This is a genomic window from Streptomyces sp. NPDC051218 (assembly GCF_044455475.1).
Classification (GTDB): Bacteria; Actinomycetota; Actinomycetes; order Streptomycetales; family Streptomycetaceae; genus Streptomyces.
In genome coordinates this window covers 243,074-267,061 of the sequence record NZ_JBITEU010000010.1, presented here as the reverse complement: position 1 = coordinate 267,061, position 23,988 = coordinate 243,074, and the positions used below count along the sequence as shown (strand labels likewise).

Below are 23,988 nucleotides of genomic sequence, written 5' to 3'. Positions count from 1 at the left end.
AGCTCCAGTTTGTCTCCTGCCGCAGACTCTGTCGCGGGCCGCTCACGGTGTCGGTGGGGTACGGCAGGATGGTCCGGATGAGCGAGGAGAGCGGACCGGAGCAAGGGCTTCCGGAGTACGCGGAGCGGGTCCTGGAGGTTGCGGAGCTGATCCCTCCGGGGCGGGTGATGACGTACGGGGACGTCGCGGAGTGGCTGGAGGAGGGCGGGCCCCGGCAGGTCGGCCGGGTGATGGCGCTCTACGGGGGTGCGGTTCCGTGGTGGCGCGTGGTCCGCTCGGACGGCGTGCTCCTGCCCGGACACGAACTGCGTGCGATCGCCCACTACCGCGCGGAGGGCACCCCGCTGCGTGAGGCGAGCCGGGCCGCCCAGGGCCACGTGCCGCGCCTCGACATGCGGCGGGCGCGGTGGGACGGCACGGCAGCGGTCCACGACGCGGCGGGAGGCGGCGCCGACCGCCCGCAGGCTCCGGAGGCTCACATCTGACAGCTTCGGCCATCCCGCACAGTCACGGGGGGCCGGTGGCCCGTACGGGGGAAGCCACGCGTCCCGCACGCCCGCTGGCGTAGCGTCGACAGCACGCATTTCTCTCACCCCGCAGCCATCGCGCAGCCGTTTTTCTCCACGTACACCCACCAGGACCGGCGACCCACGTGAGCTCCACTTCTTCCGCCCGGCACACCCGGCACCCGTCGCACCACCCGGTGCGACAGGGGGCCCAGGGCGCCTATCGACTGGTGCGTACCCCGCCGGTCCGCGTGGACCCCCCTCGTCTTGACGCACGGCAGCGGGCGGTGGTTGACCACCCCGGAGGACCCCTGCTCGTCCTTGCGGGGCCCGGCACCGGCAAGACGACGACGCTCGTGGAATCCGTCGCCGCGCGCGTCGCGAAGGGCACGGAGCCGGAGCGTGTCCTGGTCCTCACCTTCAGCCGCAAGGCCGCGGTGGAACTGCGCGACCGCATGGCGCTGCGCATAGGAGCGGCCAACGCCCCGCAGGCGACGACCTTCCACTCCTTCTGTTACGCCCTCATCCGCGCCCACCAGGACGCGGACCTGTTCGTCGAGCCCCTGCGCCTCCTCTCGGGTCCCGAGCAGGACGTGGCCGTACGGGAGCTGCTCGCGGGCCAGATCGACCTCGCGGGCGAGGGGCGCGCCCACGTCCGCTGGCCGGACGAGCTGCGCGCCTGCCTGACGACGCGTGGCTTCGCCGACGAGGTGCGCGCGGTGCTCGCCCGGAGCCGTGAACTGGGCCTCGGCCCCGATGCCCTGGACGCCTTCGCCCGCCGCGCGGGCCGCCCGGACTGGGGCGCGGCGGCGGCGTTCCTCGCCGAGTACCTGGACGTACTCGACATGCAAGGAGTGCTCGACTACGCGGAACTGGTGCACCGCGCGGTGCTGCTCGCCCGGCGTCCCGAGGTCGCGCGGGCCCTCGGCGCGCAGTACGACGCGGTGTTCGTGGACGAGTACCAGGACACGGATCCCGCGCAGGTACGGCTGCTGGACGCGCTGGCGGGCGGCGGCCGCTCCCTCGTCGCGTTCGGCGACCCGGACCAGTCGATCTACACCTTCCGGGGCGCCGACGTGAACGGCATCCTGGAGTTCCCCGACTGCTTCCCGCGCGCGGACGGCACCGCGGCGCCGGTCGAGGTCCTGACCACGTCCCGCAGGTCCGGCTCGGGCCTTCTCGCCGCCACGCGCCTGCTCACCCGCCGTATGCCGCTGACCAGGCTGCCCGCCGAGAAGGTACGGGCCCACCGGGAGCTGGCCGCGGTCAGGGACGGCGGCCACGTGGAGACCTACACGTACCCCACGTCCGGCGCCGAGCTCGACAACATCGCGGACATCCTGCGCCGCGCCCACCTGGAGGACGGCGTCCCCTGGGGCGAGATGGCGGTGCTGGTCCGCGCGGGAGCCCACACGATCCCCGCGGTCCGCCGCAGCCTCACCGCGGCCGGCGTCCCCCTGGACATCGACGGCGACGACATCGCCCTGCGCCACGAACCGGCGGTCACACCCTTGCTGACGGCGCTGCGGGCGGTGGCGACGGCGGTGGTGACCCAGCCGCCGTCCACCGGGACCGAGGGGGAAGCCGCGGACTCGGAAGGCCCCGAAGCCGCGGACTCGGAAGCCCCCGAAGCCGCAGACGCCACGTCGCCCGTCTGGCTCGACACCGAGACCGCTCTCACCCTCCTCGCGTCCCCCCTCGCCGGCATGGACGCCGCTGATCTCCGGCGTCTCGGCCGGGCCCTCCGTGCGGAGGAGCGTGCCGCGGGGAACCACCTTCCGCCGCCCTCCGACGAGCTCCTCGCCCGCGCGCTCGCCGAACCGGAGCGGCTCGTCGCGCACGACCCCGCGTACGCGCGTGGTGCCCAGCGGCTCGGCGCGCTGCTGAGCAAGGCCCGTGAGTGTCTCGCGGGCGGTGGCACCGCCGAGGAGGCGCTCTGGGAGCTGTGGGAGGGCACACCGTGGCCGCGCCGCCTGGAGCGGACCGCCCGCCGAGGAGGCGCGGCGGGGCGCAACGCGGACCGCGATCTCGACGCCGTCTGCGCCCTGTTCGCGTACGCCTCCCGTGCGGAGGAGCGCACCGGAGGGCGCGGCGCCCTCAACTTCCTGGAGGAGACCGAGGCGCAGGACATCGCCGCGGACACCCTCATGCGCAGGGCGGTACGCCCCGACGCCGTACGCCTGATGACGGCGCACCGTTCCAAGGGCCTGGAGTGGCGGCTCGTGGTGGTCGCCGGTGTCCAGGAGGGCCTCTGGCCCGACCTGCGCCGCCGCGGCTCCCTCCTGGAGGCCGACCGCATCGGAAGGGATGGCCTCGCCGAGCCCCTCACGCCCGGAGCGCTCCTCTCCGAAGAGCGCCGGTTGTTCTACGTGGCCGCCACGCGCGCGCGTGAGCGCCTCGTCGTCACCGCCGTCAAGGCGCCCGCGGACGACGGAGACCAGCCGTCCCGCTTCCTCACCGAACTCGGCGTCGAACCCAAGGACATAACGGGCCGCCCGCGCCGCCCCCTGTCCGTCTCCGCGCTCGTCGCCGAGCTGCGCTCCACCACCGTCGACCCCCGGGTCTCGGAGCCGCTGCGCGAGGCAGCCGCACACCGCCTGGCCCGGCTCGCCGCGCTGAGCGACGCCGACGGGCGCCCGCTCGTGCCGTCAGCGCACCCGTACCGCTGGTGGGGCATGTACGAGCCGACGGCGAGCGAAGTCCCCCTGAGGGACCGCGACAAGCCCGTCGTCCTGTCCGGAAGCGCCCTGGACCAGCTCGCCAACACCTGCTCCCTGCAGTGGTTCCTCGGCCGCGAGGTGAAGGCGGACGCCCCCGCGACCGCGGCGCAGGGCTTCGGCAACGTGGTGCACGTCCTGGCTGACGAGGTCGCGTCCGGCAGGACACCCGCCGACCTCGCCGTCCTCATGGAGCGGCTCGACTCGGTGTGGGACGCGCTGGCCTTCGACGCCCCCTGGAAGTCGGCTCAGGAGAAGGAGCACGCGCGCGTGGCGCTCGAACGCTTCCTCCAGTGGCATGTGATGGACCGCGCGACCCGCACCCCCGTCAGCAGCGAGCACGACTTCGACGTGACCCTCGATGCGGGCCCCTACGAAGTACGCGTGCGCGGGTCCATGGACCGCGTCGAGCAGGACGCGCACGGGCGTGCCTACGTAGTGGACTTCAAGACCGGCAAACAGACCCCCACCGCCGCCGAAGTGGCCCGCCACCCGCAGCTCGCCGTCTACCAACTCGCCCTTCGCGAGGGCGCGGTCGACGACGCCTTCGAAGGCGTGCGCCCGGAGGCGGGCGGCGCGGAACTGGTGCAGCTGCGCCAGGGCGCCGCCAAGAAGGACGGCGGCGAAGCCCTCCCCAAGGTGCAGGCCCAGGAGCCGCTCTCCGGGGAGTGGGTGGGCGACCTCCTCGCCACCGCCGCCGGCAAGGTCCTCGACGAACGCTTCACGCCCACCACCGGCCAGCACTGCACGCACTGCGCCTTCCGCGCCTCGTGCAGTGCCAAGCCGGAGGGCCGGCAGGTCGTGGAGTGACGCCCCCGGAAAAGCCAGTGGCCAACGTCACCTCTCACACCTTGTGTTCATAGCAGGCTCACAGGCCATCTACAGTCACGGCAAAGCTCTACGTCTTCTGAGGAGAAACACACATGGCAGCCAACCGGAAGCTCCTGGCCGCGGCAGTCGCCTGCGCCGCCGCGTTCGTCGGCATCACGGGCTGCTCCAGCGAGGAGAAGGACCCCTTCGATGGGATGAGCGCCGACAAGATCGCCAAGAAGGCGTCCGACGCGTCCAAGGACGCCGGCTCCTTCCGGGTCTCCGGCGAGGGCAAGCAGGACGCCGAGACGGTCAAGGTCGACTTCTCGGTCGCCAAGTCCGGTGACTGCAAGGGCAAGGTGGGCGGTGGCGCGGCCGGCACCGCCGAGCTGCTCGTGTCCGGCAATACCCAGTACATGAAGGGCGACGAGGCGTACTGGAAGAAGGCCATGGGCGGCAGCGGCAAGGCCGCGGCCCTCAAGGACAAGTGGGTCAAGACGCCGAACGGCGAGACCGGCGGTGTCTGCGACCCCGACGCCATGTTCCAGTCCAAGGACCTCAAGGACATGAAGCGCGAGAAGGACTCCGAGGTCGACGGCGAGAAGGCGGCCGTCCTCACGAAGAGCAAGTCGGGCAAGAAGACCACCTTCTACGTCGCCGCCGAGGGCAAGCCCTACTTCCTGAAGGTCGTCACCTCGGGCAAGGAGGACCCGGGCACGATGAACTTCTCGGACTACGGCAAGCCCGTCGCCGTCAAGGCCCCGGCCCCGGGCGACGTCATGGACATGGAAGAGCTCATGAAGTCGTGACGCCCGGAAAGTCCTGACGCCAGGAGCGAAGGCGGTCACTGACACCCGGGCCCGCCCCGATTGTCAGTGGCCGCCGCTAGCCTCTCTGACGTGCCACCTCGTATCACCGACCCCGAGCAGCTCAAAGAGCTCCTCGGCATCCCGTTCACCCCGGAGCAGACGGCCTGCATCACCGCGCCGCCCGCCCCGCAGGTGATCGTGGCCGGAGCCGGGTCGGGCAAGACGACGGTGATGGCGGCCCGCGTGGTCTGGCTGGTCGGCACCGGGCAGGTCGCCCCCGAGCAGGTCCTCGGCCTGACGTTCACCAACAAGGCGGCGGGTGAACTCGCCGAGCGCGTGCGCCAGGCGCTCATCAAGGCCGGCGTCACCGACCCCGAGGCCCTGGACCCGGACCACCCTCCGGGCGAGCCGGTCATCTCCACGTACCACGCGTTCGCGGGCCGCCTCCTGACCGACCACGGCCTGCGCCTGGGACTCGAACCCACCGCCCGGCTGCTCGCCGACGCCACCCGCTTCCAGCTCGCCGCGCGCGTGCTGCGCGAGGCGCCGGGCCCCTATCCCGCGCTGACCCGTTCCTTCCCCGACCTCGTCAGCGACCTCCTCGCCCTCGACAGCGAGCTCGCGGAACACCTCGTACGGCCCGAGAAGCTCCGCGCGTACGACACCGCACTGCTACGCGCCCTGGAGGGCGCCAAGCTCTCCAACGCCGACCTGCGCAAGGTGCCGGAGACAGCCGCCGCCCGGCTCGAACTGGCCGAGCTCGTCGGCCGCTACAGGGACGCGAAGCGCTCCCGCGACCTCCTCGACTTCGGCGACCAGATCGCCCTCTCCGCGACGCTGGCCCGCACGCGCGCGGAGGTCGGCGAGATCCTGCGCGAGGAGTTCCGGGTCGTCCTGCTCGATGAGTACCAGGACACGTCGGTGGCCCAGCGCATCCTCCTGGCAGGCCTCTTCGGGGGCGGCACGGGCCACCCCGTGACCGCGGTCGGCGACCCCTGCCAGGCGATCTACGGCTGGCGCGGCGCGTCCGTGGCGAACCTCGACGACTTCCCCGAGCACTTCGCGTACGCCGACGGCCGCCCCGCCGCCCGCCACGCGCTCAGCGAGAACCGCCGCAGCGGCGGCCGTCTCCTGGACCTCGCGAACGGCCTCGCGGAGCCGCTGCGCGCCATGCACGCGGGCGTGGAGGCGCTGCGGCCCGCGCCCGGGGCCGAGCGTGACGGCATGGTGCGCTGCGCCCTGCTGCGTACGCACGCCGAGGAGATCGACTGGATCGCCGACTCGATCGCGCACCTCGTGCGCACCGGCAAGGCCCCCGCCGAGATCGCGGTCCTGTGCCGCACGGCGACGGACTTCGCGCAGATCCAGGGCGCGTTGGTCGCCCGCGACGTCCCCGTGGAGGTCGTCGGCCTCTCCGGGCTTCTGCACCTCCCGGAGGTCGCCGACCTGGTCGCCGTCTGCGAGGTGCTCCAGGACCCGGGCGCGAACGCCTCCCTGGTGCGCCTGCTGACCGGCCCGCGCTGGCGCATCGGCCCGCGCGACCTCGCCCTCCTCGGCCGCCGCGCGCGCCTTCTCGTACGCCACGGGCACGCGTCCCCGGACGACGACCCTGACCGGCGTCTCGCCGAAGCGGTCGAGGGGGTCGACCCCGCCGAGGTGATATCGCTCGCGGACGCGCTCGACACGTTCCTGGAGACGCCTCTGGAGGAGGACGGCGAGGACGACGGGCTGCCCTTCTCGCCGGAGGCGAGGGTGCGGTTCGCGCGCCTCGCGGCCGAACTCCGCGATCTGCGCCGCTCGCTGGCGGACCCGCTGATGGACGTGCTGCACCGGGTGCTCGCCGTCACGGGCCTGGAGGTCGAACTCTCCGCGTCACCGCACGCCCTGGCGGCCCGCCGCCGCGAGACGCTCTCGAACTTCCTGGACGTCGCCGCGTCCTTCGCCGCGAACGACAGCGGGGCGAGCCTGCTGGCGTTCCTCGCCTTCCTGCGGACGGCCGCGCAGTACGAGAAGGGCCTGGACAACGCCCTGCCCGGCGGCGAGAACACGGTCAAGGTCCTCACCGCGCACAAGTCCAAGGGCCTGGAGTGGGACGTCGTGGCCGTCCCCGGCCTGGTCACCGGCACGTTCCCGAGCACCCAGGGCCGCGAGAAGTGGACGGCCCAGGGCAAGGTCGTCCCGCACGCGCTGCGCGGGGACGCGGCGACCCTGCCCGACATCGAGACGTGGGACTCCCGGTCCATGAAGGCGTTCCACGAGGACATGAAGGAGCACCAGCGCACCGAGGAGCTCCGCCTCGGCTATGTGACGTTCACCCGCCCCCGCTCGCTGCTCCTGGGCTCCGGCCACTGGTGGGGCCCTTCGCAGAAGAAGCCGCGCGGCCCGTCGGACTTCCTGAGGGCGCTGTACGACCACTGCGCAGTGGGTCACGGCGAGATCGAGGCCTGGGCGGACGAACCGGAGGAGGGAGAGGAGAACCCCGCCCTGGCGGAGGACGCCGCCGAGCACGCGTGGCCGCTCCCGCTGGACGACACGTCGCTGGCTCGCCGCAGGGCCGCCGCCCGGACGGTCCTCACGCATCTGGACCACCTGACGGGGGAGGGGGCACCCGATGCGACGGACGACGCCCGCTCGCACGAGGAGCCCCACCCGTCGGCGTACGACGACGTGCCCCCGGCCGAGGACCCGGACTGGCCGCCCCCTCCGGAGGACGAAGAGCCGCCGGGCGCGGGTGGCGCTGGGGACGCCGACCCCGGGGACTGGGACTCCTGGACATCGGCCCGCCCGGCGATCCCGCACCAGGCAGCCGCCCCGCCCTCCGAGCCGAAGGCCCGCCCGCACCCCCCGACCCCCGACCCGGAGGAGCCCCGCCTCACCCCGGAAGAGCCCCGCCTCACCCCGGAGGAGGCCCGCACGCTCGCCTCCTGGGACCGTGACCTGGACGCCCTCACCGGCGAACTCCTGCGCGCCAGGGAGACGATCAGGGACATCCCCGTGCCGGCCTCGCTCACCGCATCCGAGGTGCTGCGCCTTGCCGCCGACCCGGAGGGCTTCGCGCAGGAACTCGCGCGCCCCATGCCGCGCCCGCCGCAGCCCGCGGCCCGACGAGGCACCCGTTTCCACGCCTGGATCGAGACCCGCTTCGAGGAGTTGCGCCTCCCGCTGCTCGGCCCCGAGGACCTGCCGGGCGGTGGCCCGGGAGAGGCCGAGATCGCCGACGAGCGCGACCTGGACGCACTGAAGGAGGCCTTCGAGCGCACCGAGTACGCCCACCGCACTCCGCACCGCGTCGAGGTGCCCTTCCAGCTGACGCTCGCCGGACGTGTGGTCCGCGGCCGGATCGACGCGGTCTACAAGGAAGTCGACGGCGACGACGTGACGTACGAGATCGTCGACTGGAAGACCAGCCGCACCCGCACCGCCGACCCCCTCCAGCTCGCCGTCTACCGCCTGGCCTGGGCGGAGCTGCACGACGTGCCCCCGGAGTCCGTGAAGGCGTCGTTCCTGTACGTGCGCAGCGGCGAGGTCTCCCGCCCCGCGCACCTGCTGGGCCGGGCCGAACTGGAGCGGATCCTCCTTGCGGAACCGGATGGGCAGCCGGGTGACGAACCACCGGACGAATCGGCTCCCGGGGGCGGCTAGGCTCGTGACCATGAGCCAGTCCGTTGACAGTGACGTCAGTGGCGTCAGCGCCGTTCGTACGTACATTCAGACCCACCGTGCCGCCTTCCTCGACGATCTCGCCGAGTGGCTGCGCATCCCCTCCGTGTCGGCGCAGCCCGACCACGCCGAGGACGTCCGGCGCAGCGCCGACTGGCTCGCCGCACAGCTGAAGGAGACCGGCTTCCCGACCGCCGAGGTCTGGCAGACGGCCGGCGCTCCCGCCGTCTTCGCCGAGTGGCCCTCCGGGGACCCCGAGGCCCCCACGGTCCTCGTCTACGGCCACCACGACGTGCAGCCCGCGGCCCGCGAGGACGGCTGGCACACGGACCCCTTCGAGCCCGTCGTCCAGGGCAACCGCCTCTACGCGCGCGGTGCCGCCGACGACAAGGGCCAGGTGTTCTTCCACACACTCGGCGTCCGCGCCCACCTCGCCGCCACCGGCCGCACCGCCCCCGCCGTGAACCTCAAGCTCTTGATCGAGGGCGAGGAGGAGTCGGGCTCCCCGCACTTCCGCGCGCTGATCGAGGAGCACAAGGAGCGCATCGCGGCCGACGCGGTGATCGTCTCGGACACCGGTATGTGGGCGGAGGACACCCCCACGGTCTGCACCGGCATGCGCGGCCTCGCCGACTGCGAGATCCAGCTGCGCGGCCCCGACCAGGACATCCACTCGGGCTCCTTCGGCGGCGCCGTCCCGAACCCGGCGACCGCTGCCGCCCGCCTCGTCGCCGCACTGCACGACGAGCACGCGCGCGTGGCCGTCCCCGGCTTCTACGAAGGCATCACGGAACTCACCGACCGTGAGCGCGAACTCTTCGCCGAGCTGCCCTTCGACGAGCAGCGCTGGCTGAGCACGGCCAAGTCGCACGCGACGTACGGAGAAGCGGGCCACACCACCCTGGAGCGCATCTGGGCCCGCCCCACCGCCGAGGTCAACGGCATCGGCGGCGGCTACCAAGGACCCGGCGGCAAGACGATCGTCCCGTCGTCCGCCTTCCTGAAGCTGTCCTTCCGCCTGGTCGCGGGCCAGGACCCGGACCGCGTCGAAGAGGCCGTACGCACGTGGGTCGCCGACCAGCTGCCCGACGGGATCAGCCACACGATCACCTTCGGCGCCGCCACGCGCCCGTGCCTGACGCCGCTCGACCACCCCGCCCTGCAGTCCGTCGTACGGGCGATGGGCCAGGCCTTCGAACAGCCGATCCGCTTCACCCGGGAGGGCGGTTCGGGACCGGCGGCCGACCTTCAGGACGTGCTCGCCGCCCCCGTGCTCTTCCTGGGCATCTCCGTGCCGTCCGACGGCTGGCACGCACCGAACGAGAAGGTCGAACTCGATCTGCTCCTCAAGGGAGTCGAGACGACGGCCTACCTGTGGGGCGATCTCGCCGAGCACTGGCGCGATGCACACTGAGCCGCGCCTTGTCGACCTTGCCGCACCGCCCATTCCATCGGGGGAGTTGGAAGCACCTGTGACCACCTGGACCGACCGCACCGCTGACCGTCCCGTCTCGCTCACCGCACCGAGCGGCATCGACCGCGCGGCCCACCACCGCCTCGACGAGGCCTGGCTCGCCGCCGCCTGGAGCCACCCCACGACACGGGTCTTCGTGGTCTCCGGCGGCCAGGTGCTCATCGACGAGACGCCCGACGGCACCACCGAACTGGTGATGACACCGTCCTTCGAGGCGCCCCTCACCGAGGCCCACCGCTACTTCCTGGGCACGGACGACGACGGCGTCAGCTACTTCGCGCTCCAGAAGGACTCCCTGCCGGGCCGCATGGACCAGCAGGCACGCCCCGCTGGCCTGCGCGAGGCCGGGCTCCTGCTGTCGCCCCGTGACGCGGGTCTGATGGTGCATGCCGTCGCCCTGGAGAACTGGCAGCGCCTGCACCGCTTCTGCTCGCGCTGCGGCGAGCGCACCGTCATCGCCGCGGCAGGACACATCCGCCGCTGCCAGGCGTGCGGCGCCGAGCACTACCCGCGTACGGACCCGGCCGTGATCATGCTCGTGACGGACGATCAGGACCGCGCGCTCCTCGGGCGCCAGGTGCACTGGCCCGAGGGCCGCTTCTCGACGCTGGCGGGCTTCGTGGAGCCGGGCGAGTCCATCGAGACGTCGGTGCGGCGCGAGGTCTGGGAGGAGGCCGGTGTCATGGTCGGCGACGTCGAGTACGTCGCGAGCCAGCCCTGGCCGTTCCCCTCCAGCCTGATGCTGGGCTTCATGGCCAACGCCACGTCGTCGGAGATCAACGTGGACGGCGAGGAGATCTCCGAGGCCCGCTGGTTCTCCCGGGAAGACCTGCGGGCCGCATTCGAGTCCGGGGAGGTCCTGCCTCCCTACGGGATCTCGATTGCGGCCCGACTGATCGAGCTCTGGTACGGAAAGCCCCTGCCGAAGCCGGGCACCGTCGGCTAGGCCAGCTTCTGCTTCACCTGGGCCAGCGACGGGTTCGTCAGCGTCGAGCCGTCCGGGAAGAGAACGGTGGGAACCGTCTGGTTCCCGCCGTTCGCCTTCTCGACGAAGGCCGCGGAGTCCGGGTCGTGCTCAATGTTGATCTCGTTGTACGTGATGCCCTCGCGGTCCATCTGGCCCTTGAGCCGGCGGCAGTAGCCGCACCACGTGGTGCTGTACATCGTCACAGTGCCCGGCATGTGTCTCGCGCTCCTTTGTTGCTCGGGGTGCGTCATCGCAATGACCTGAACGTACGTGACCCGGCCACCATTCCCGCATTTGTACGACCGCACTGGCCTCCCTGTGGACAACCGGCTCACGCGCCTCCGGCGACCTGGCAGCATGGCGGGGTGACAGCAGCAACGCACTCCACCCTCTTCCCGCAGGTCCCGGACTCTGCCGACGCGGTGCTCGCCGGGCTCGACCCCGAGCAGCGCGAGGTGGCCACCGCCCTGCACGGGCCGGTGTGTGTCCTGGCAGGCGCCGGCACGGGCAAGACCCGGGCCATCACGCACCGCATCGCCTATGGCGTGCGCGCCGGAATCCTCCAGCCCGCCAGCGTGCTCGCCGTCACGTTCACCAACCGCGCGGCCGGTGAGATGCGCGGCCGCCTGCGCCAGCTCGGCGCCTCCGGCGTCCAGGCACGCACGTTCCACTCCGCCGCCCTGCGCCAGCTCCAGTTCTTCTGGCCGAAAGCGGTCGGCGGCCAGCTGCCCCGCATCGTCGACCGCAAGATCAAGCTCGTCGCGGACGCCGCGGCCGCGTCCCGCATCCGCCTCGACCGCAACGAACTGCGCGACGTGACGAGCGAGATCGAGTGGTCCAAGGTCACCCAGACCGTCCCCGCGGACTACGCTGCCGCCGCCGCGAAGTCCGGCCGCCTCATCCCCAGGGACGCGGCCGAGATCGCCCAGATCTACGGGGCGTACGAGGACCTCAAGCGCGACCGCGCCGTCATCGACTTCGAAGACGTCCTGCTCCTGGCCGTCGGCATCCTCCAGGACCGCCACGACATCGCCGACCAGGTCCGCGCCCAGTACCAACACTTCGTCGTCGACGAATATCAGGACGTCAGCCCGCTCCAGCAGCGTCTCCTGGAGCTGTGGCTCGGCGACCGCGACAGCCTCTGCGTCGTCGGCGACGCCAGCCAGACGATCTACTCCTTCACCGGCGCGACCCCCGACCACCTGCTGAACTTCCGCACCCGCCACCCCGGGGCGACGGTCGTCAAGCTCGTCAGGGACTACCGCTCCACGCCCCAGGTCGTCCATCTCGCCAACGGCCTGCTCTCCCAGGCCCGCGGCCGCGCCGCGGACCACCGTCTCGAACTGATCTCCCAGCGCGACGCCGGAGCCGAACCGGTCTACACGGAGTACGCGGACGAGCCCGCCGAGGCCGAGGGCGCCGCCCGCCGCATCCGTGCCCTCATCGCCGACGGCGTCCCGGCGAGCGAGATCGCCGTCCTGTTCCGCACGAACTCCCAGTCCGAGATCTACGAACAGGCGCTCGCCGACGCCGGTGTGCCCTATCAGCTGCGGGGCGCCGAACGGTTCTTCGAGCGCACCGAAGTCAGGGAGGCGGGCGCTGCGCTGCGCGGCGCGGCCCGCTTCGGCGGCAACGACTCCCTCCTCGACGACGTCGTCGACCTGCCCTCACAGGTCCGGGCGGTCCTCTCCACGAAGGGCTGGACGACACAGCCCCCGGCAGGCTCCGGGGCCGCCCGCGACCGCTGGGAGTCACTGGCCGCCCTGGTGCGCCTCGCCGAGGACTTCGCGCGGGCCAAGCCGGACGCGACGCTCGCCGACCTCGTGGCGGAGCTCGACGAACGCGCGAGCGCCCAGCACGCGCCGACCGTCCAGGGCGTCACCCTCGCCTCACTGCACGCCGCCAAGGGCCTGGAGTGGGACGCCGTCTTCCTGGTCGGTCTCGCCGAGGGCATGATGCCGATCACGTACGCCAAGACCGACGAGCAGGTGGAGGAGGAGCGCCGCCTCCTGTACGTGGGCGTCACCCGGGCCCGTCTCCACCTCTCCCTCTCCTGGGCGCTGTCGCGTTCGCCCGGCGGTCGCGCGGGACGCCGCCCGAGCCGCTTCCTGGACGGGCTGCGTCCGGGCTCGGGCGCCGGCGCCGGTGCGCGCGCCGCGGCCGGCGGCCCCGGGGGCATCGAGCGCGGCAGCGGCGGTGAGGAGAGCGGCGTTGTCAGGAGCCGCCGCAGGACGGGCAAGTCCCCGGCCCGGTGCCGGGTCTGCGGGCGGACCCTGACCGACGCGGGCGAGATGAAACTGATGCGGTGCGAGGACTGCCCGTCCGACATGGACGAAGGGCTCTACGAACGCCTGCGGGAGTGGCGCTCGGGCCAGGCGGAGCTCCTCGGTCAGCCCGCGTACTGCGTGTTCACGGACAAGACCTTGATCGCCATCGCGGAGGCCGCACCCGACGAAGAGGGAGAGCTGGCCCGGATCCCTGGCGTCGGCGTGCGCAAGCTCAACCGCTTCGGATCTGATGTCCTCGCCATTTGTGCAGGTGACGGCCGTGTAAGGGGCGCCGATGGCAACTGATTCAAACTCGTCGAAAAAATAGTTTGCGCAGGCGCAAGGAAGACCCATAGGTTCTTAAGCACGGGAACGGCGGCTTCTCCGAAGCCCTGGCCTCGTGCTGTACTTAATAGTCCGCCCGCAGGATCGGTTCCGGCCGATCCCATAGACGCCGAGAGGAGGCGATTTCCAGTGATCAGCATCAACGAGAGCTTCATCAGCACCGCGAAAATGACCGATCGCTCGGTCGTCGCTTCCTGCCTGCTCGGCTTCTCGAACCTGGGCACCGGTCTGTCCGGTGGCATCGCTGCCGCCGCGATCCGTCCGGAGTCCTCTGTCCTGCCTCTGTCCCTCCCGCGTAACGCCGGCACCGCTCTCAACGTGCTTCCGATGCGTGAGGTCAAGGAAGGCAGCGAGCGAGCGACCAAGGCACCGGAAGCAGTAGTGACGGCACAGGCGCAGGCCTATGCCTTTGCCGCAGCCGGTGCCGGATCCAAGAAGCAGACGACGCAGCACCACACGATGTGGGCCTTCCGTGGGCTCGAACCCTGGAGTGATCCAGTCTGATCCTCGATCAGACCGGCGCCTTCAGGGCCGCGGAACCCCACCCGGGATCCGCGGCCCTTCTGTTTTCCCCAAAACGGGATGACGGAGCGAAGGGGCCGAGCAAGACCCGGTACCAGCCGCCAACCGGCCGACCCAGGCCGGCACGACCAGACGAGGAAAACACCACCGTGCAACTCGAAGCGCACGCCCCGTCCGTACCGCCTTCAGAGACTCTCCCCCCGCCCGCTCCCACGGAGGACCCGACCTTGACTCCCCTGACCGCGCTCACCGCGCTCGACGACGCCATCGAGAACCTCGGCGTTCCCGTCCCCTGCCGTGCCTACGACCCTGAGGTCTTCTTCGCCGAGTCGCCCGCCGACGTCGAGTACGCCAAGTCCCTCTGCCGTACCTGCCCGCTGATGGAGGCCTGCCTGGCCGGCGCCAAGGAGCGGCGTGAGCCGTGGGGCGTCTGGGGTGGCGAGCTTTTCGTCCAGGGTGTCGTCGTGGCCCGCAAGCGGCCGCGTGGCCGTCCGCGCAAGAACCCGGTTGTTGCCGCATGAACGCCATCGGAACGATCGATCGCCCCCTGACGCACGACCCCAAGAAGCAGGCCCCGATGAAGGCAGCCACCGCCGAGCCCACGCGCTCCGCAACCACAGACTTCACCACCACCGGTGCGAACGACTCGCGCCAGAACAGGACCCGCGAGATGCAACTCATCCCAGAAGCCTTGGCTCGTGCGCATATGCACGAACGCATGCGCGAGGCCGAGGCCCAGCGTCCGGCAGCCCGCCTGATGGCGGCCCGCCGGATGCAGCGCCGCGCCGAGCGCGCGTCGCTGCGCGCCAGGCGCGCGCTCGCCATCGCCGTCATGCAGTGACGAGCCGACCGCGCGCTGACTGAGCTTCACCAAGATGCCCCGGGGGCCGGTCCGAACGGACCGGCCCCCGGGGTGCGTTGTGCCGGGCGAACCTCCGGGAGCGGAGATAGGGTCGCCGGGTGGACCAGCAGACTCCTCAGCCCGCGGGCATCGAGAATGCCGAGAACCTCGTGTGTTACTGCTGCGGCACGGTCGCCGACGGCGCGCCACCCACCTGGACCTGCTCCGTGGAGAGCGGCATCCGGCGCTACTTCTGCGACTCCTGCGCCCGCGAGAACCTCAGAGCCATCGAGGGAAGACTCGACTCCCCCTGGTGGTGAGGCCCGCCTGGTGGTGCGGTCTAGCCGGTGGTGCGGTCCTCCTCGTCCTCCGGCTCCTCAAGGAAGCCCGGCAGCCACTCCTCGAGCTCGTCCCGCATCCGCACCGTCGCCCCGAGCTGACACAGCACACCGATCGTGCTCAACGTCACACGGTGGATCAGCAGATACGACGGCGGGAGATTCAGCCGCTTGCCCAACTGATAGGCGGGGGAGCGGGGATCGGCGACCCGCGCCGCCTGACCGCGCATCCAGCCACGGGTGAAGGTGAACTCCTCCACCAGCATCGGTTCGATGATCGGCAGGAGATAGTCGAGCACCGCGTTGGGTTCGAGCTCCACGGACTCCTGGACGAAGTCCTCCTCGCGCAACATCGCGTAGACCGCGTCGGCCTCGCCCTCGAGTGTCATCCGCAGGGAGCGGCCGATGGTCGGGGGGAGCCCGCCGGGCAGCCGGTCCACCGTGCCGAAGTCGAGGACCCCGAGCCGCCAGCCTTCCTTCTCGTCGGGCAGCAAGCGGAAGTTGCCCGGGTGCGGGTCGGCGTGCAGCAGGCCGGTGCGCGCCGGACCCGAGAAGAGGAAGCGGGCAAGGAGCTGTCCCGCCCGGTCCCGCTGCTCCTGCGTGCCGTCCGCGATCACGTCCGAGAGCGGTGTCCCGTCCATCCACTCGGTCACCAGGACCTGCTCGCACTGATGCACCACGTCGGGCACCACGACATCCGGATCGTCCGCGAACTCCTCGGCGTGCGCCCGCTGCGCCTGGGCCTCCAGGCTGTAGTCGAGCTCCTCGGACACCCGGTCGCGCAGCTCCGTGATGAGCGGCTTGATGTCCATGCCCGGGATCAGCGGGCCAAGGAGCTTGGCGAACCGGCTGAGTTGGTTCAGGTCGGAGAGCAGCGCCTCGCCGGCCCCCGGATACTGCACCTTGACCGCGACCTCGCGCCCGTCCGCCCACACCGCCCGGTGGACCTGGCCTATCGAGGCGGCGGCGGCCGGCTTGTCCTCGAACTCCAGGAACAGCTCGCGCCAGTCCTCACCGAGCCGCTCCGCGAGCACGGCGTGCACGGTGCGGGTCGGCATCGGCGGCGCCGCTTCCTGCAGCTTCGTCAGCGCGGCGCGATAGGGCCCGGCGACCTCCTCCGGCAGCGCCGACTCGAAGACCGACAGGGCCTGGCCGAACTTCATGGCCCCGCCCTTGAGCTCGCCGAGCACCTTGAACAGCTGCTCCGCCGTGCGCTGTTGCAGCTCACGGCCGACGATCTCCGCCGACTTGCCCCCGATCCGCTTGCCGAGCCCCCAGGTCGCCCGCCCGGCGAAGCCGAGTGGCAGCGCGGCCAGTTTGGCGGTACGGGTTACCGCCTTCCGGGGAAGATCAGACATGCGCCCCTCCAAGTCCCAGACAGCCACGCCTTCGCAGGCGGTTACCCGGCCATTGTGTCCTGCGGCTCTGTGTCCCCGACGAGGTGTTCCCCCTTATCCACCACACCCGCCCCGCATGGGCACGTGAGATGCGGTGACACCGGCCGTGCGTGCCAGTCGAATCCGGGCACCGAGGCCTCCCAGCGAACCCCCGCGCTCGCCGGTGCCGCCCCGTCCAGATACGCCAGGGCATGCGCGGCGGCAAGGCCGGCGACCGTGGTCGCCAGGGCCAGATCGCATGCGTGCACATGGCGCGCACGTCCCGAACGCCACTGTGCCAGCATGCGCGGCCAGGTCGGATCCCGGTCCGCGCGATCCAGCGCAAGACAACCGGCACAGGCTGTCGTCCCCGGCAGGACAAGCGGCCCGACCACTCCGGTTCCCTCGATCACGCCCGTGTAGAGATGGGGCGTACCCGACGAGACGAGCGGCTCGGCGGTGAGCGGATCGGGCGCGTGGGCGTCGAGCCCGTCCCGCGGAGCGATGATCACGAGGGAGAGACCCGCCTCCCCTTCTCCCGGTGTCCCCGCTCCCTTCCGGACCCGGCGGGGCGCTCCGTCCGGAGCCGACTGCCGCACGAGCCGCCGGGCCGCCGTGTCCCTGCGCTGGCCGACCGATTCGACGGGCAGGCCGCCCGGCGCCACGTCCCAGGACTCGACGACCCCTCCGTCCAGCACGTCCACCTGTCCCACCCCCGCCCCGGACAGGACCGAAGCCACCACCGCCCCCACCCGGCCCACTCCCCGGACCTGCACCCGCATCGCCCGGCGCGCCGCCAGCTTCCTCATCCCGTCGCCCGGCCCGCGCGTCACGACCGAGAGGGAGGCCAGATCGGGGCGCAGCCGGTCCATGACCGGTGTCTTCTTGCGCAGGGCGTCGGCCGCCGCGCCCCCTCCCGTCGCGTCGTCGAGGAGACCGGCTCCGGACAGCCGCCGCACGAGCTTGTCCACGTGATCGTCGGGCAGACCCATCCGCTTGCCCTCGTCGCGCAGGAGCGGAAGGCCGCGTGTCCCGTCCAGGAGCTGGAGAAAGCTGCCCGTCGCCGTGTCGACAGGGCCGAGCACCAGGGCGTGCGCGGGCGCCACGCCGAACTGGATGGTGTTCAGATCGCGCCAGCCGCGCCGCAACGCCGGTTTCAAGATCGGATGCATGGTCTTCGTCCCCCCGAATTTCCCCGTGCTTGCCCGTGCTTCTCCGGCGCTGTCCCCGTGCGCATCACCGGTTCACAGCCAGAATGCCCGCCCCACGAAAAGGGCGCCGAGCGTTGTCCACAGGCAGGGGGTATTCGTCGTACTAATCGATCGCACGGGGAGCGATACCCCGCCGAACCGTCCCGGAGGCGGGACTTCCCCCACGCCCAGCGGGTAACGTCGGGGCGTGCCCGCCGACCCACTGCACCGCGCCGCAAACCCACAGCGCAGCACGTCCAGCCCGCCGTCACCCGGCTCGGGGACGAGTGCGGTCGAGGTCCGACGGAGCGCCCGCCGCCGCAGAACGGTCTCCGCGTACCGAGAGGGCGATCGAACCGTCGTGCTCATCCCCGCCCGTATGTCCGAGGCCGAGGAACAGCGCTGGGTCAACGTCATGCTCGACAAGCTCGCGGCGCAGGAGAGCAAGCGGGTCCTTGGCGACGCGGAGCTCGCCGAGCGCGCCGAGCGTCTCTCCGAGCAGTACTTCGACGGCCGGGCCAGACCCAGGTCCGTTCGCTGGGTCACGAACCAGAACACCCGGTGGGGCTCGTGCACCCCGTCGGAGGGCAGCATCCGCCTTTCGCACCGGCTGCAGGGCATGCCGGAGTACGTCGTCGACTACGTCCTCGTCCACGAGCTCGCGCACCTTCTCGTCCCCGGGCACGGGCCCAACTTCTGGCAGCTCCTCGAGGCCTATCCCCGTACGGAGCGGGCTCGTGGGTACCTCGAAGGTGTGGTCGCGGCCGACCGGCTGCCCCATCTGCCCGCCGCCCGCGACGAGTGAACTTCCGCCGGGCGCGGAGGTTGTGTACCGGGTCTGTACCGGCTTGGTCCGCTGTCGGACTTTGCGGATAGCCTGACGCGACGCATTTACATTCGGGATGGGGGACGGTCGTTACGTATGGCCAGGGAATTCCAACGCGGCCACAAGGCCAAGATCAGTGACCTCACCGCGGGTACCGATCTGTACGTAGGTGTGCAGATCTCCGCCCCCGGACTGAGCTTCGACATCAGCTGCTTCGGCCTGGACGCGGACGAGCGCCTGTCGGACGACAGTTACTTCATCTTCTTCAACCAGCCGAAGTCTCCCGAGGAGTCCATCCAGCTCCTCGGCGCGCAGGCCGGCGACACGGAGTCCTTCCGCGTCACGCTCGACCGCATCCCGGCGAAGATCCAGAAGCTGTCGTTCACCGCGACGATCGACGGCGCCGGGCAGATGTCGCAGGTCGCCCCCGGGTACATCCGGATCGTCGCTGGCGGCGAGGAAGTGGCCCGCTACTCCTTCAACGGCGCGGAGTTCTCCACGGAACGCGCCGTGATGCTGGGTGACTTCTACCTGAAGGACGTCTGGCGGTTCGCCGCGATCGGCCAGGGCTTCGACGGCGGTCTCGACGCGCTCCTGAAGAACTTCGGCGGCGAGGTCGCCGAGGAGGAGCCCGCGCCGCAGGCACCGCAGGCCACCCCAGCCCCGTCCTTCGCGCCCCCAGGCCAGGCCGCCGCGCCGCCCGCGTTCGGCGCCCCCGCCGGACCCCCGCAGCCCCCGGCCCCCACGCCCGCTCCGGCCCCGGCCCAGAACTTCGCGCCGCCGGCTCCGGCCCCGGTGGACCCCTCGGTGCATGCCGCGCAGACCATCGTGGCGCCGATGACCCCGCCGCAGGGCGGCACGGTCCCGCCCCCGCCGGCCCCCGCCCCGTACGGCCAGCCCGGCCAGCAGCCGCCGCAGCAGCCGCAGTTCGGCCAGGTCCCCGGCCAGTCGGCGCCCCCGCCGCCCGGTTACGGCCAGCAGCCGAGCGCCCCGATGCCTCCCGGCTACGGCCAGCAGCCTCCCGGCCAGTTCCCCGGGCAGCCCGCCGCCCCGTCCCCGTACGGAACCGGCGCAACCGGCGCACCCCAGGGTGCTCCGCAGGCCGGTGGCGTGGCAGCGGCTCTCGCCGCGTACCGCGAGGCCCCCACCGGGCAGCGCTGGACGCAGCAGAACGAGAAGATGATCCGCGTCGACCTCGGCGTCAGCGAGCAGGCCGTGCTCGCCCGCCAGGGCAGCATGGTGCTCTACCAGGGCAAGGTCGAGTTCAGCTACAAGGGCGCGGGCTTCGCGGGCCGCGTCGTGGGCAACTCGACCGGCCAGGAGATGCAGCTGATGCGCTGCTCCGGCCGCGGCCAGGTGTTCCTCGCCGAGGAAGCGACGCATCTGCACCCCATCGAACTCCAGGGCGACGCGATCTGTGTCTCCGCGGAGAACGTCCTCGCCTTCGACGAGTCCCTGCAGCACGAGGTGCGCAGGATCGAGGGCCACGGCATCCCCGGCGGCGCGCTGTTCGTGATGCAGTTCCAGGGCACCGGCACGGTCATCGTCAAGACGCACGGTGTGCCCGTCGTCCTGCCCGTCACGCCGACGACGTTCGCCGACTGCCACGCCGTGGTCGCCTGGTCGGCCGCGTCCCAGGCGATCGTCTCCAGTCAGGTGCGGCTGCGCGCCAACGCGTCCGCGGGCCCCACGGGGGAGAGCGTCAACCTTCAGTTCCGGGGTGCTCCCGGCAACTTCATCATCGTCCAGCCGTTCGAGGTCTGAGGGAGCCCGTCATGAATCAGCAACTCGCGGGCTTCGCCCCCGCGCCCGTCGCCGCCCGTATGGAGAACCACGGCCACCACATGGTCAAGGTGGCGATGCAGACGGGGAACGACCTCCTCGCGCGCGTGGGTTCGATGGTCGCCTACGAAGGGTTCGTGCAGTACGAGCCCAATCCGCCCGCGGTCCGCCAGATCGCGAAGGAGTGGATGACCGGCGAGGGCGCACCTCTGATGAAGTGCTCCGGAGACGGCCTGCTCTATCTCGCCGACTACGGGGCGGACGTCGTCGTCATCAACCTGGCGGGCGACTCGCTCTCGGTGAACGGCACGAACCTCCTGGCCTTCGACGCGAACCTCCAGTGGGGCGTCGAGCGGGTCAAGGGCCTCGCCAAGTTCGCGGGCCAGGGCCTGTGGAACATCAAGATCTCCGGCCAGGGCTGGGTGGCCCTGACCTCCCGCGGCACCCCGATCGTCGTCGACTGCGGCCGCGGCGAGGACGAGACGTACGTCGACCCGGACGCCCTGATCGCCTGGTCCCCGAACCTCAAGGTGAAGGGCAAGCGCAGCTTCAAGGCCGGTTCGCTCATCGGGCGCGGTAGTGGCGAGGCCTACCAGATGGGCTTCTCCGGGGAGGGCATCGTCGTCGTACAGCCCAGCGAGGACAGCACCGACCGTCTCCGAGCTCGGGGCTGAGGGGGAGCAACACATCATGCAGAGCCCACTTTTCGCGCACACCGAGCAGCAGACTCAGGAGCGCTACACCGTCCAGAACCCGCAGCTGCTGCGGGTCGCCCTCGCGGGCCACGACGACATCCTGGCCCGCAAGGGCGCGATGGTCGCCTACCAGGGTCTGATCGAGTTCGACGCCGAGTACCAGAGCCAGGGCAACCAGCGGGCCCGCGCGCACACGGGCGAGGGCCTGGACCTGATGCGCTGCCACGGTCAGGGCACGGTCTATCTCGCCAACCTCGCCCAGTACATCCACCTGGTGGATGTGGACCAGGACGGCCTGACCGTGGACAGCAGCTATGTCCTCGCGCTCGACTCGTCGCTGACCCACCAGGTCATCGCCGTGGACAGCCAGTACGGCATCTCCGGCTCCGGCAAGTACCAGCTCAACATCACGGGCCGCGGCAAGGTCGCGCTGATGACCTCGGGCCAGCCGCTGATGCTGCAGGTCACGCCCGACCAGTACGTGAACGCCGACGCCGACGCGATCGTCGCCTGGTCCAACGGACTGCGGGTGCAGATGCAGGCCCAGACGCACTCATCGGGTGTGTGGCGGCGCCGTGGCAACACCGGTGAGGGCTGGGAGCTCAGCTTCATGGGCCAGGGCTACGCCCTCGTCCAGCCGAGCGAGATGCTGCCGCCCCAGAACGCAGTCATCGGGCAGGGCGCCAGGGCTCAGTACGGCATGGGCCAGCAGGGTGCGCGGGGGCAGAACCAGGGCAACGTCTGGAGCTAGCCCCTACGCGGGGGCGGGAGCGGTGACATGAGCGCGGGAGACTGCGGGTCGGCTGTGGCTGAGCGCGCAGTTCCCGCGCCCCTCACGGGGCGCCCCTGAGGGACGCTCTCAAAGTCGCGCCCTTGTTGCCTCCACCAAGCGCACCACCGACTCGTCGGCCACGCCCGCCACCTCGTCGTACGTGAACCAGCGCAGGTCCAGTGACTCGTCGCTGATCGCCTCGATCGCTCCGGAAGGGGCCAGAGCGGCGTACTGCACGTCGAGGTGCTGCGTGCAGGGCCCCGGGATCGGGTGGCGGTCCAGCCGGACGGGGCCCCCGGAGAGAAGCGTCAGGCCCGGCACGCCCGACTCCTCCGTGGCCTCGCGCAGCGCCGCCGCGGCCAGGGTCGGGTCACCCGGCTCGCAGTGGCCGCCCATCTGGAGCCACATCCGCAGCTTCTTGTGCAGGGTCAGCAGTACGCGCCCGCGCTCCGGGTCGATCACCAGGGCGCTGGCCGTCACATGGCCGTCCGTGCAGGCCTTCCACATGCCGTCCCCGGGGTGGGCGGCCAGGTGGTCCAGGTAGTACTGGCGCAGGTCTTCCTGGTCCTCGTAACCCTTCAGTACGAGGACCGCGTCGTCGTACAGGCTCACTTCTCGTCGTCGCCCTTGTCGCCGTCGTCCTCGGTGGTGTCCTTCTTGAGGTCGGGCTTGGCGGGGCCGCCCGCCGCCTCGCCGAGCATCTTGTCCAGCTCGGAGAAGTCCAGCTGCTCGTGGTGCACGAAGCCGTCCGGGTCGTCCAGGTCCGAGGCCGTCGGCAGCATGTCCGGGTGGGCCCACAGGGCGTCGCGGCCGTCCACGCCGCGCGCGTCCGTGAGCGAGGCCCACAGGCGCGAGGCGTCCCGCAGACGGCGCGGGCGCAGCTCAAGGCCGATGAGCGTGGCGAAGGTCTGCTCGGCGGGACCGCCCGACGCGCGACGGCGGCGCAGCGTCTCGCGCAGCGCGTCGGCGGACGACAGGCGGGGCTTGGCCGCCGCGTGCACGACCGCGTCCACCCAGCCCTCGACGAGCGCGAGAGCGGTCTCCAGGCGGGCCAGGGCGGCCTTCTGGGCGGGAGTGTCCTCCGGCTGGAACATGCCCTGCTGGAGCGCTTCCTGCAGCTGCTCGGGGTTCTGCGGGTCGAGCTGGCCGACCACGTCCTCCAGCTTGGCGGTGTCGACCTTGATGCCGCGGGCGTACCCCTCGACCGCGCCGAACAGATGCGAGCGCAGCCACGGCACGTGGGCGAAGAGCCGCTGGTGGGCGGCCTCGCGCAGCGCCAGGTAGAGCCGGACCTCCTCCTGGGGGACGCCCAGGTCCTTGCCGAAGGCCTCGACGTTCACCGGAAGGAGGGCCGCCTTGCCGGCCGGGCCGAGCGGCAGGCCGATGTCGGTGGAGCCGACGACCTCGCCCGCGAGCACGCCCACGGCCTGGCCGATCTGCTGCCCGAACATGGCGCCGCCCATGGAGCGCATCATCCCGATCAGCGGGCCCGCCATGGCCTGCATCTCCTCGGGGAGCACGTCACCCATGGCGAGGCCGACACGCTCGGCGACCGGGTCGACCAGCTCCTTCCACACCGGAAGGGTCGCCTCGACCCACTCGGCGCGGCTCCAGGCCACGGCCACGCCCGAGCCGGACGGCAGGGACGTCGCGTCGTCGAGCCACAGGTCGGCGAGGCGGACGGCCTCCTCGACCGCGCCGCGCTCCGTGGGGCCGACGCTGGCGTCCTTCGTGCCGTCCGACGTCCCCTGGGAGACCGTCTGGCGGGCGATGTCCTTGGCCATGTCCCAGTTCACGGGACCGCCCTCGTACGAGAGCATCTGGCCGAGCTGTTGGAACGCGGCGCCCAGGTCGTTCGGGTTCATCGAACCGAACATGGCTGCGAACGGGTTGTCACCGCCCGGGCCGCCCGCGCCGGGCAGGCCTCCGTAGCCGAACGGGTTCCCAGGGCCACCTGCACCCTGTCCCCCTCCGGGGCTGTCCTTCTTCTTGCCCTCGTCGCCGTTCTCCGGCTCCTCCGGCGGAAGGCCGAATCCGAATGGGGTGTCACTCACGGGATTCCTCGGCTCGTCAGGCCGCCGGTACTGTTCC

At 71.6% G+C, this 23,988-nt stretch carries 20 protein-coding genes; 15 read left to right on the top strand and 5 right to left on the bottom strand.

What is annotated here, in order from left to right; all coding sequences use genetic code 11:
- Window positions 1-77: 77 nt before the first annotated feature.
- From ACIBCK_RS29230 to nudC, 6 genes are all read left to right on the top strand, one after another.
- A complete protein-coding gene (locus ACIBCK_RS29230; RefSeq protein WP_399395011.1) occupies window positions 78-485 on the top strand; it encodes an MGMT family protein in 408 nt (135 codons plus the stop codon).
- A 167-nt stretch (window positions 486-652) separates the two neighbouring features.
- Window positions 653-4,033, top strand: a complete 3,381-nt coding sequence (locus tag ACIBCK_RS29225; RefSeq protein ID WP_399395009.1) for an ATP-dependent helicase — start codon at window positions 653-655, stop codon at window positions 4,031-4,033.
- Window positions 4,034-4,146: 113 nt separating this feature from the next.
- Entirely contained in the window at window positions 4,147-4,842 is a 696-nt protein-coding gene (locus ACIBCK_RS29220) for a hypothetical protein (protein WP_399395008.1), read from the top strand.
- Between the two features lie 90 nt (window positions 4,843-4,932).
- Window positions 4,933-8,484, top strand: a complete 3,552-nt coding sequence (locus tag ACIBCK_RS29215; protein WP_399395006.1) for a UvrD-helicase domain-containing protein — start codon at window positions 4,933-4,935, stop codon at window positions 8,482-8,484.
- A 10-nt stretch (window positions 8,485-8,494) separates the two neighbouring features.
- On the top strand, window positions 8,495-9,916 hold the full coding sequence (locus ACIBCK_RS29210) for a dipeptidase (RefSeq protein WP_399395004.1): 1,422 nt from the start codon (window positions 8,495-8,497) through the stop codon (window positions 9,914-9,916).
- Between the two features lie 58 nt (window positions 9,917-9,974).
- The gene (gene nudC / locus ACIBCK_RS29205) at window positions 9,975-10,922 is read left to right on the top strand and encodes an NAD(+) diphosphatase (RefSeq protein ID WP_399395003.1); all 948 of its coding nucleotides are present in this window, start codon (window positions 9,975-9,977) and stop codon (window positions 10,920-10,922) included.
- Here the strand turns inward: nudC and ACIBCK_RS29200 are convergent.
- On the bottom strand, window positions 10,919-11,158 hold the full coding sequence (locus tag ACIBCK_RS29200; RefSeq protein ID WP_344522160.1) for a mycoredoxin: 240 nt from the start codon (window positions 11,156-11,158) through the stop codon (window positions 10,919-10,921). The two genes, nudC and ACIBCK_RS29200, sit on opposite strands and share 4 nt — an antisense overlap.
- 45 nt (window positions 11,159-11,203) lie before the next feature.
- Here ACIBCK_RS29200 and ACIBCK_RS29195 point away from each other — a divergent pair, with 45 nt between their 5' ends.
- From ACIBCK_RS29195 to ACIBCK_RS29175, 5 genes are all read left to right on the top strand, one after another.
- A complete protein-coding gene (locus ACIBCK_RS29195) occupies window positions 11,204-13,516 on the top strand; it encodes an ATP-dependent DNA helicase UvrD2 (protein WP_399395332.1) in 2,313 nt (770 codons plus the stop codon).
- Window positions 13,517-13,684: 168 nt separating this feature from the next.
- Window positions 13,685-14,059, top strand: a complete 375-nt coding sequence (locus ACIBCK_RS29190; RefSeq protein WP_399395000.1) for a hypothetical protein — start codon at window positions 13,685-13,687, stop codon at window positions 14,057-14,059.
- A gap of 167 nt (window positions 14,060-14,226) precedes the next feature.
- Window positions 14,227-14,598: a WhiB family transcriptional regulator gene (locus tag ACIBCK_RS29185; RefSeq protein WP_344522157.1), complete on the top strand. Its 372-nt coding sequence runs from the start codon at window positions 14,227-14,229 to the stop codon at window positions 14,596-14,598.
- On the top strand, window positions 14,595-14,918 hold the full coding sequence (locus ACIBCK_RS29180; RefSeq protein WP_399394998.1) for a hypothetical protein: 324 nt from the start codon (window positions 14,595-14,597) through the stop codon (window positions 14,916-14,918). The genes ACIBCK_RS29185 and ACIBCK_RS29180 overlap by 4 nt, the downstream gene beginning before the upstream one ends.
- A gap of 119 nt (window positions 14,919-15,037) precedes the next feature.
- Entirely contained in the window at window positions 15,038-15,238 is a 201-nt protein-coding gene (locus ACIBCK_RS29175; protein ID WP_399394997.1) for a hypothetical protein, read from the top strand.
- A 20-nt stretch (window positions 15,239-15,258) separates the two neighbouring features.
- Here the strand turns inward: ACIBCK_RS29175 and ACIBCK_RS29170 are convergent, their stop codons facing one another.
- Both ACIBCK_RS29170 and ACIBCK_RS29165 read right to left on the bottom strand, forming a co-directional pair.
- Entirely contained in the window at window positions 15,259-16,614 is a 1,356-nt protein-coding gene (locus ACIBCK_RS29170) for an ABC1 kinase family protein (protein WP_399394995.1), read from the bottom strand.
- 41 nt (window positions 16,615-16,655) lie between these two features.
- Window positions 16,656-17,804, bottom strand: a complete 1,149-nt coding sequence (locus ACIBCK_RS29165) for a ThiF family adenylyltransferase (protein ID WP_399394994.1) — start codon at window positions 17,802-17,804, stop codon at window positions 16,656-16,658.
- Window positions 17,805-18,030: 226 nt separating this feature from the next.
- Here ACIBCK_RS29165 and ACIBCK_RS29160 point away from each other — a divergent pair, with 226 nt between their 5' ends.
- The 4 genes from ACIBCK_RS29160 to ACIBCK_RS29145 all read left to right on the top strand — a co-directional run bounded on the left by ACIBCK_RS29160 (window position 18,031) and on the right by ACIBCK_RS29145 (window position 21,876).
- Window positions 18,031-18,627, top strand: coding sequence for a M48 family metallopeptidase (locus ACIBCK_RS29160; protein ID WP_399394992.1), 597 nt, complete (start codon window positions 18,031-18,033; stop codon window positions 18,625-18,627).
- Window positions 18,628-18,744: 117 nt separating this feature from the next.
- Window positions 18,745-20,412, top strand: a complete 1,668-nt coding sequence (locus ACIBCK_RS29155; protein WP_399394990.1) for a TerD family protein — start codon at window positions 18,745-18,747, stop codon at window positions 20,410-20,412.
- Window positions 20,413-20,423: 11 nt separating this feature from the next.
- Window positions 20,424-21,104 carry an AIM24 family protein gene (locus tag ACIBCK_RS29150; RefSeq protein ID WP_399394988.1) on the top strand — a complete coding sequence of 227 codons (681 nt, stop codon included), beginning with the start codon at window positions 20,424-20,426 and terminating at the stop codon, window positions 21,102-21,104.
- A 16-nt stretch (window positions 21,105-21,120) separates the two neighbouring features.
- Window positions 21,121-21,876, top strand: coding sequence for an AIM24 family protein (locus tag ACIBCK_RS29145; RefSeq protein WP_399394986.1), 756 nt, complete (start codon window positions 21,121-21,123; stop codon window positions 21,874-21,876).
- Window positions 21,877-21,984: 108 nt separating this feature from the next.
- Here ACIBCK_RS29145 and ACIBCK_RS29140 read toward each other — a convergent pair whose 3' ends face one another.
- Together ACIBCK_RS29140 and ACIBCK_RS29135 are read right to left on the bottom strand one after the other, a co-directional pair.
- Window positions 21,985-22,509: an NUDIX hydrolase gene (locus ACIBCK_RS29140; protein WP_399394984.1), complete on the bottom strand. Its 525-nt coding sequence runs from the start codon at window positions 22,507-22,509 to the stop codon at window positions 21,985-21,987.
- Window positions 22,506-23,951, bottom strand: coding sequence for a zinc-dependent metalloprotease (locus ACIBCK_RS29135; RefSeq protein WP_399394981.1), 1,446 nt, complete (start codon window positions 23,949-23,951; stop codon window positions 22,506-22,508). The genes ACIBCK_RS29140 and ACIBCK_RS29135 overlap by 4 nt, the downstream gene beginning before the upstream one ends.
- Between the last annotated feature and the right edge of the window lie 37 nt (window positions 23,952-23,988).

Excerpts from the sequence above, each read along its gene's own strand:
- ACIBCK_RS29230 (WP_399395011.1), top strand. The coding sequence starts at position 78 with ATGAGCGAGGAGAGCGGACCGGAGCAAGGGCTTCCGGAGTACGCGGAG.
- ACIBCK_RS29220 (WP_399395008.1), top strand. The coding sequence starts at position 4,147 with ATGGCAGCCAACCGGAAGCTCCTGGCCGCGGCAGTCGCCTGCGCCGCC.
- ACIBCK_RS29210 (WP_399395004.1), top strand. The coding sequence starts at position 8,495 with ATGAGCCAGTCCGTTGACAGTGACGTCAGTGGCGTCAGCGCCGTTCGT.
- ACIBCK_RS29200 (WP_344522160.1), bottom strand. The coding sequence starts at position 11,158 with ATGCCGGGCACTGTGACGATGTACAGCACCACGTGGTGCGGCTACTGC.
- ACIBCK_RS29180 (WP_399394998.1), top strand. The coding sequence starts at position 14,595 with ATGAACGCCATCGGAACGATCGATCGCCCCCTGACGCACGACCCCAAG.
- ACIBCK_RS29170 (WP_399394995.1), bottom strand. The coding sequence starts at position 16,614 with ATGTCTGATCTTCCCCGGAAGGCGGTAACCCGTACCGCCAAACTGGCC.
- ACIBCK_RS29165 (WP_399394994.1), bottom strand. The coding sequence starts at position 17,804 with ATGCATCCGATCTTGAAACCGGCGTTGCGGCGCGGCTGGCGCGATCTG.
- ACIBCK_RS29155 (WP_399394990.1), top strand. The coding sequence starts at position 18,745 with ATGGCCAGGGAATTCCAACGCGGCCACAAGGCCAAGATCAGTGACCTC.
- ACIBCK_RS29150 (WP_399394988.1), top strand. The coding sequence starts at position 20,424 with ATGAATCAGCAACTCGCGGGCTTCGCCCCCGCGCCCGTCGCCGCCCGT.
- ACIBCK_RS29145 (WP_399394986.1), top strand. The coding sequence starts at position 21,121 with ATGCAGAGCCCACTTTTCGCGCACACCGAGCAGCAGACTCAGGAGCGC.